This window comes from Lysobacter sp. TAB13 (assembly GCF_052113885.1).
GTDB lineage: Bacteria > Pseudomonadota > Gammaproteobacteria > Xanthomonadales > Xanthomonadaceae > Lysobacter > Lysobacter gummosus.
On the sequence record NZ_JBFRDR010000009.1, the window covers coordinates 256,443 to 264,293 of the forward strand.

At 62.1% G+C, this 7,851-nt stretch carries 7 protein-coding genes; 5 read left to right on the forward strand and 2 right to left on the reverse strand.

All coding sequences use genetic code 11. The features are described 5' to 3' along the window. Nucleotides 1–62: 62 nt before the first annotated feature. Together AB4Y92_RS13360 and AB4Y92_RS13365 are read right to left on the reverse strand one after the other, a co-directional pair. Entirely contained in the window at nucleotides 63–689 is a 627-nt protein-coding gene (locus AB4Y92_RS13360; RefSeq protein ID WP_441820096.1) for a response regulator transcription factor, read from the reverse strand. Continuing rightward, nucleotides 682–3,759, reverse strand: coding sequence for a two-component regulator propeller domain-containing protein (locus tag AB4Y92_RS13365; RefSeq protein ID WP_441820097.1), 3,078 nt, complete (start codon nucleotides 3,757–3,759; stop codon nucleotides 682–684). Before AB4Y92_RS13365 ends, AB4Y92_RS13360 begins: the two co-directional genes overlap by 8 nt. Before the next feature lie 111 nt (nucleotides 3,760–3,870). On the opposite strand from AB4Y92_RS13365, the gene AB4Y92_RS13370 reads away from it, so the two are divergent. From AB4Y92_RS13370 to AB4Y92_RS13390, 5 genes are all read left to right on the forward strand, one after another. Further along, on the forward strand, nucleotides 3,871–4,266 hold the full coding sequence (locus tag AB4Y92_RS13370) for a hypothetical protein (protein ID WP_441820098.1): 396 nt from the start codon (nucleotides 3,871–3,873) through the stop codon (nucleotides 4,264–4,266). Between the two features lie 72 nt (nucleotides 4,267–4,338). Beyond that, nucleotides 4,339–5,382 (forward strand): LysR family transcriptional regulator, encoded by a 1,044-nt coding sequence (locus tag AB4Y92_RS13375; RefSeq protein WP_441820099.1) that lies wholly within the window; start codon nucleotides 4,339–4,341, stop codon nucleotides 5,380–5,382. A 220-nt stretch (nucleotides 5,383–5,602) separates the two neighbouring features. Beyond that, nucleotides 5,603–6,148: an isopentenyl-diphosphate Delta-isomerase gene (idi, locus tag AB4Y92_RS13380; protein ID WP_441820100.1), complete on the forward strand. Its 546-nt coding sequence runs from the start codon at nucleotides 5,603–5,605 to the stop codon at nucleotides 6,146–6,148. A gap of 108 nt (nucleotides 6,149–6,256) precedes the next feature. Beyond that, complete coding sequence (locus AB4Y92_RS13385; protein WP_441820101.1) at nucleotides 6,257–7,195, forward strand: SAM-dependent methyltransferase; 939 nt, start codon at nucleotides 6,257–6,259, stop codon at nucleotides 7,193–7,195. A gap of 57 nt (nucleotides 7,196–7,252) precedes the next feature. Then, nucleotides 7,253–7,851 (forward strand): hypothetical protein (locus AB4Y92_RS13390; protein WP_441820102.1); only part of this gene is annotated, 599 nt, incomplete at its 3' end.

The following is a 7,851-nucleotide window of genomic DNA, read 5'->3' on the forward strand; positions in this document are numbered from 1 at the left end:
TCGGCGCGTGCGACAGGTACGCATCTGTACGGCGTGCCTTGGACTCCGCCGTCAGCGATGGATCAAAGTTCGATAATGCCCCGTCGCGCCGCGACCGTAACGGCGTGGGTGCGATCGGTGACATCCAGCTTCGAGAATATGCTTTTCAGATGCCCTTTGATCGTCTCTTCGGATAAGCCGAGCTCCGTGGCCACTTGCTTGTTGGCCCTGCCGACCGAGACCAATCGAAGGACCGCGATTTCACGCTCGGTCAAAGCCTCATCGACCACGTGAAGCGCGATCTCGCCGGCGACATCGCGATGAACATGCCGCTGGCCGCGATGAACATCGTGAATCGCATCGATCAGCTCGGTTCGCAGACTGCTCTTCAGCAGATAACCGGCCGCTCCGGCCTTCAAGGCGCGAACCGCCTGCACATCGCCGGTATAAGTCGTGAGAACGATGATCCGGGTGCCGGGATGCTCCGCGCGAAGCGCGATGATCGCATCCAGGCCATTCATGCCCGGCATCTGCAGATCCATAAGCGTCACGTCAGGGCGCAGTTCGCGAAAACGCTCGATCGCTTCGCTCCCATTGCGCGCCTCGCCGACCATGATCATGTCGGCTTGATTCTCGAGGACAGCGGCCACGCCGGCGCGCAGCATGGGGTGGTCATCGACAACCAGAACGCGAATCTTCGGGTCACTCATCGGACGGATTCCTGCGCAAGAAGCGAGAAAACCAGGCTCGTCGGCCCGATCGGCGTTTCGCCAGCGCCAGTTCGGTAGACAAAGTCAATGCAACTTCGGTGCCCCTGCCGGGGCTGCTGCTGATCGCCAGGCTGCCGCCAATCTTCTCGGCGCGTTCGCGCATGCCGATCATGCCGAAATGACCCTCTTTGCGGCCAAGCGCCAGCACGCGCGCGGAAATTCCGATGCCGTCATCGCGAACGTGTATGGCCAGATACTTGGCTTCGAAGCTGATCGCGATCTCGACGGACGACGCGCGCGCGTGATGGGCGATGTTGAACAGCGCCTCGCGTACGATTCTGGTGGTTTCCGCGACAACAACCGGATGCAGGTCCCGCATCCTTCCCTCGGCGACGATGCGAACCTGGATCGGCGGGTCGAACGGAACGGCGGCCACGAGCTCCTCGATGATCGCGCACAGATCGCCCGCTCCTTCGTTGCCGCGCAGGTCGTGCACGCGGTTGCGGGCTTCCACCACGACATCGTCCGCGGCCACCAGCGCCGCTTCCAGCTGCGCTCGCGACTTGTCTTCGTTCGGAATTCGGTCGGCGACTGCCTGAAAACGAAGGATCAAGCCCTGAACGCCTTGCAGCAAGGTATCGTGAAGCTCGCGCGCGATGCGCTCGCGTTCGGCGATGCGATCCTCCAGCCGGCCGCGGATGCGCTCGGCGATCTGCGCCACGCGAAGCTGATAGACGAACCATAGCAAAGCCAGCGCCAGCCCCACGCAGAGCAGAAGGAACCATACCGACTGGAGGAACGTGGGTGGAATCTCGAAGCTCAGCGCCGCGCCGGTCGGGTTCCAGACGCCATCGTTGTTGGCGGCTATCACGCGAAACTTGTACTTCCCTGGCGGGAGATTGGTGTAGAACGCCTGTCGCCTCGCGCCCGGATCGATCCAGCCTTGATCGAAGCCTTCGAGCGTATAGCGGGCACGGACGCGGTCGGGGTCGGCGAAACTCAGCGCCGCGAAGTCGATCTGGATATTGGCCGTCGCGGCCGGAAGCTTCAGTGCCGTCGGGTCGCGATACACACGGCCATCGCCATTTATCGATTTGATCGCAAGGATCGGGGGCAGGGCATTGTGGGCGACGCGCGCGGGATCCATCCATAAGGTTCCGGTTTCGGTCGCGATCCACAACCGTCCATCGCCGCCGCGCACCATCGAACGCTGTGAATGCGAATGCGGCCGGCTCACCAGGCCGTCACCGAGGCCGAGCGACAGCGTCGGCACCGGAAGCGATCTTCTGGAAAATGCCTGTTCCAGTTCTTGCGGCCCGATCCGGACCAGCGACTTGGGATAGGCCAGCCATACATCGCCCTGCGGAGTCTGCACGATCCCATTGATGCGGCTGTTCTGGGACGCCTCGACGGCCCTGGCGGTTTCGACACCGCCCGCGCGATAGCGAGACAGGCCGAAGTCTCCGGCGGCGAAGACCTGCTTTCCTTTGGCGTAGAGCGTGAGCACCTTGAGTTCGTTCGCTCCGAAGTCCAGAGGGGTTGAAGTCCGTCCGGAGTCCTCGATCCAAATCAATCGGTTTCCCACTTGGACGACCACGCCGCCGGCGGACGTGGCGACCATCGTCGTCGGATAGAAATCGGCCCGATCGCCGGGTTGCAGAACGGTTTCCCATTGCCCGCGTCTGTATCGGTGCAGGCCGCTTCCAGCTGCGGAGATCCAATAGTCGCCATGCGCATCGAAGGCGCAGTCATAGATCGTGTTGTGATTGGCGTCCTTGTCGGGGCGTTCGATCGTCTGGCGAACGGAACCGCCCGCCCATACGAGGATATGGGTCGGGAAGCCGATCCAGATGGCGCCGTCGGGCGCTTCGCACAGGCTCTCGGGCTCGATCACGTTGCGCAAGATCGGCTCCGGCATCCCGCCGGGCCTGACCCGATACACGGTCCGCGCTTGGCCGATATACACGCTGCCGTCGGACGCATCCAGAAGCTTGTCGCCGAAGGCGGCGGGAGATGCCAACGCCGGTTCGAAGATCAGCGTGGCGGAGCGAAACTTGTCCAGCCCTGCCTCAGTGCCGATCCAGATATTGCCTTCCCGATCTTCCAGCACCTGGCTGGTTACGTCCGAGGACAAGCCATCGCGGCTCGTGAAAGACTCCGCCTCGGCGCCGCCGCTTCCAGCAGATGCACTGGGGGAGGCAAGACGCTTCACACCGTTGTAGCGCGTGGCGATCCAAAGATTGCCCTCGCGGTCGAACAGCGGCCCGCCGCGAATCTCTACGTTGCCGGTGCGATAGGGCGTGCGTAACGAGACAGGCGCGCCGCGCCCGCCCTCACCGGTAATGGGATAGCTTCCATTGCGCTCGGAAACCCATATCCGGCCCGCCTGGTCCTGGGACAACTTGGCTCGCGGCGTGTGCCGGTGGATCTCGAACCGCTCCGCCCCTGGCGGCAAACGCGCGATCCCGGTACTGCATGCGATCCAGATCGCGCCATCGGCCGCCACGAGCATATTGGCGGAATTGCTTTTCGGAAGACCGTCGGCCGCGTTGAAGGTGCGCCAACGTCCGTTGTGAAAGCGAAGCACCTCGGCATCGTAGTTGGCGGTCAACGCCCATATCGCGCCGTCGGCGCCTTCCGCCATCGCGACGACCCGGCTTGGCGCGGCGGGAGCGTCCAAAATTCGCAACGCGCCGCCGCGGTAGACCGCGAAGCGGCGCGACGTCTCGAAGTTGGTCCATACCTCGCCGCTTCTGGTCACCAACAGCGCGCTCGGAGCGCCGTGCTTTTGACCGCGGCCTTCGGCTTCGATCAGTTCGAACCTGCTCCCGTCGAATCGAAACAGCCCCTCTGCGGTTGCGAGCCACAGAAAACCGTCGCGCCCTTGCGCCATCGCGAGCACCGGCGCCGGTGCCTGGCTTCTCTCGATCAAGCGCTGGTGCGTGTAATTGGCGAGGCGACGGGGCTCCTGCGCGGATGTCGCCGTAGGCAAAGCCGCCGATACGACAATCAGGAGGATTCTGAGTAGCCACACTTTCGCGGTCATCCGTTTCTTGGTTTCGGCCGACAAGCCCCATCGAAGTTTGTCGCCTGAATATGAACATCCTACCCCTCGTCAGAGGGACGTCGCATCCCCCATTCGGGGCTTAGCGAAAGGGCGGCCCGGCGATAGCGTTGGCGGATGACCAAGTACGCTTCCCGTTACCCCGATGGCGCCGTCGGGATCGCCTTGCTGTTCCTTCGCATCTGCTATGCGTTTGTCGCCTTCGGTATCCCGGCCGCGCTGTCGCCGGTTCCGCTGGGCGCTGGTTATCTTCTGCCGGCTGCTGCGTTGGCCGCGGTGTTGCTGGTGATCGGGTTTGCGACGCGATGGGTCGCTGTGCTTCTCGGCATGGCGGCTGTCGTCGCCCTGGCAATGTCCAGTCCGGCCCAGCAGCTGCTCCTTATGGGTCATGTGGGCGGCTGCGCGACGATCGCGCTGATCGGAGCCGGCGCTTTCTCGATCGATGCCCGGCGTCACGGCCGCCGCGTCATTCAACTTCAAACCAACGTCCCGGATCGAGGGGCCGGCGACTGACCTGTCTTGGGCTTCCGTACAACCAGTGTGGCTGACAGCCTCGGCGGACCGCGCTGATATTACGAGGGCACCATGTCAATTATCTCGCAGACTAAAGACTCGGTCAGCCACCACGATCAGCTGACGACCAGCTTGTCGGCCAACTACACCGGTGTGGTCGCCTTCATTGCCGTGGCCAACGAGGGCAGCTTCTCCAAGGCCGCCGACCGGCTGGGCATCGGCCGTTCCGCGGTGAGTCGCAGCGTACGGAAATTGGAGGAGCAACTCGGCGCTCGCCTTTTCCTGCGCACGACACGCAGCACCACCATTACCGGTGAAGGCGAGTTGTTCTATGAAAATTGCCGGCCCGGAGTCGAGCGCATCCTGCAGGCCCTGGAAGAAATGCGCGACTTGCGCGAGGGGCCGCCGCAGGGGCAGCTGAAGATCAGTGCCACGCAAGGATTCGGCCGCAAGGTGGTTGCGCCGCTGCTGGCCGAGTTCCGGGCGCACTATCCGACCGTGACGCTGGAATTGCTGCTTGAGGAGCGCGCGGTCGATCTGGTAACCGACCGGATCGATGTCGCCTTTCGCGACGGTCGCCTGGAAGACAGCCAGGTCATCGCCAAGCAGCTGATCCCCATGCGGATGCATGTTTGCGCATCGCCCGAATACGCTCGCAGGCGCGGCTTGCCGCAATCTGTCGACGACCTGGCCGAACACGCCTGCGTCAACCAGCGCCTGCCCAGCGGCCGCTTGCAATGCTGGGACTTCAAGAGCGACGGGCATGCAAGCAAAGTCACCCCGAATGCGGACATTGTCGTCAATGACCCGTCTCTGGTGATGCAGGCGATACTCGATGGCCAAGGGCTGGCCCAGTTGCCGGCGTACCAGGTTTGCGACGCGTTGCGCGCCGGCACGTTGGTGGCCTGCCTTGCGCATGTCGCGCCCGATGATCGCGGGCACTACCTGTGCTATCTGAGTCGTCAGCAACTGCCTAAGCGAATCCGCGCGTTCATCGACTTCATGACTACTCGGATACGCGCTCTGGATCTCGACTGTCCCGCCATGGGGCAGGGGCCAAGAAGCGAACCCGCGCCGACCTCGGCACCGGCCGCGGAGTTCGATGTCGCGGCCTGAGCGAAAAGAGCTGTGACCGACGGGTCACTTGGCTGCGTGTAGGGGCGTATGGTCCGGGTCTGCGGCAGAAACCGCGAACCAAGTCCGGCAGGTTAGTTTGCGTTATTTCCGGTGAGTGAAGAACGGTGACTGGGATCGCGTCGGTACTGCCGCGTTCTGGCTATCGTCGCGACGCCGTAACCCAGCACTTCTTAGCCACCGCTGTTGGGAGCACCGACCAATGGAATGTCAACCGGAGGACACCTTAGTTCTCGTGGACGGCGACGACCAGCAGGTCGGTACCGCGGGGAAGATCCAGGTTCATCGCAACGGCTGGCTGCATCGCGCCTTCTCGATTTTCGTCTTCAATCCCGATGGCGAAATGCTGCTGCAGCAGCGCGCCCACGGCAAATACCATTCCCCCGGGCTGTGGAGCAACACCTGCTGCGGCCATCCGCGCGACGGCGAGGATCTGGAAACCGCGGCGCACCGGCGCTTGTTTGAGGAAATGGGGTTCGATTGCGCGCTAAGCAGGGCTTTCAGCTTTGTCTATTGCGAGCGCGTGTCCGAGGACATGGTCGAACATGAGCTCGACCACGTTCTGCTGGGCAGGTTCGATCGCCCGCCTTCGCCCAACCCCCACGAGGTAGCGGACTGGCGCTGGATCGATATTCCTTCTCTGATCCACTCGCTGACGGCGCAGCCTGATCTGTTCACCGTGTGGCTAAGGAAGATCCTGCTGACAACCGGCGAAGCGGAACTGCTTCGCCTCGCGCGAAACGGCTGAAACATGGCGCGAGGCGGCTGGGTCGGTCAGCCCGCGCGAGCTTGAAGACCATCAGGGCAAGACCGTCGCCAAGATGGCAATCGCATTGACGCACCGCGGAGTGTGCACATGGAAGATCTCAAGCGTAGTCGTACAGCGAACAGTCTCCAACAGATGGCGATCACGGCGATCCAGGGCGCCTGTGTCAACGAGTACCAGGCCAAAGTCGAATACACCTACCAAGACGACCCGCAAGATTGGCGCAAAGTCATCGGAAACAGCCTTCTGTTCCAGTTCGGCGTTTACGACGATCCCGTCTTGCCGCCTCCGGCTTCTCTCGACGAGTCGGGTGTTCGATATTTCGACCGGCAGCTGAAACTGGCCGGCTTCGACACAGGCCGCGCGCCCATCAAGCGGATTCTCGACATCGGCTGCGGCTGGGGTTCGATCCTGAAACACCTGGCTTATCGCTTTGCCGAGTGCCAATGCCTGGACGGCATCAATGTCAGCCGTCCGCAGTTGGAGCATGGCGCCAAAGTTCATGCTGAGCAAGGTCTCTCAGATCGCATCAACTTGTATCAATGCAACGCGAAGGATATCGATCTGCTGCCGGACGCCGACACGCCCTACGACCTGGTCGTGATGCGCGGGGTCATCTCGCATTTCCCTGACGATCTGTACGAGACCGTTATGGAGAAATTGCGGCGGCGAGTCCATCCGGAAAGCACCGTGGTTGTTTCGGACAACCTCTACAACATCGACCTTGAGAAATACAGATCCGACACGCCCGACATCGTCGACAGGCTGGCCTGTAAGTATCGGAAGACCCCGAAGCATTTTTCCGAAGTCGTGGAGCGAAGCGGGTTCGGCATCCAGGATATGCGCGTACTGCCCAGCAATGCCGACGCGATACGTTGGCTTCTGGATATACGGGCGAACATAGAGAACCACTTTCCTCTCGGCGCCCGCGGGCCGCTGGAAGAGCTGCATGTGATGACTGAAAGCCTGGCGGTGGCGATAGTGAAGAAACAGATCTCGATCTACAGCGCCATCCTGAAGCCGCGTTGAGACGCGTCACCGGCAGCAGACTCAGACGCGGAATATTTCATAACGAGAGGATCGGGGATGATCAAGGCGCCCAACTTCGTCCGCAACCTGGCCGGTCTGCCGAAGGCCGGGGAGAAAATACATCATCCCGATTTTCACCTGACCCTGAAGCCGCTCTGGCACCCGGATCATGAGGAAGCCGAGCGGCAGGTCGCCCTCAGCGACAGCCGCTACATCCTGGCGCATTACGGAAGCCAGAAGGCCGTCGACCACTATCTGTCCATGAGCATGCCTTCCTATGGCGGCCTGGCTTACCCGCATACCAAGAAAGACCGCATCTATTATTTAGAGCGGATGATGAGCATCACCACGCTCATAGACGACACCACCACCAACCCGGACGTCCTCGGCGATGCGCAGCGGCAATCGGAGCTGCGAGGCTACTACTTCGATGCGATAGCGGGCATTCGGCCTCCCGCATCAGCGCCTATCGCCCAGTTGCTCTATGAAGGCTTGATCCCGATCAAGGCGCAGTTGGCTTCCAAGCCGCGCGTGTGGAAACGTCTTGAGGAATCGCTGCATACCATGATCCTCAGGCAGACCGATTCGCTGGCGCTGCAGATGGACAGCTTGAGCTTCGATCGCTACCTGGAGCTGCGGCGCGTCGACAACTATGG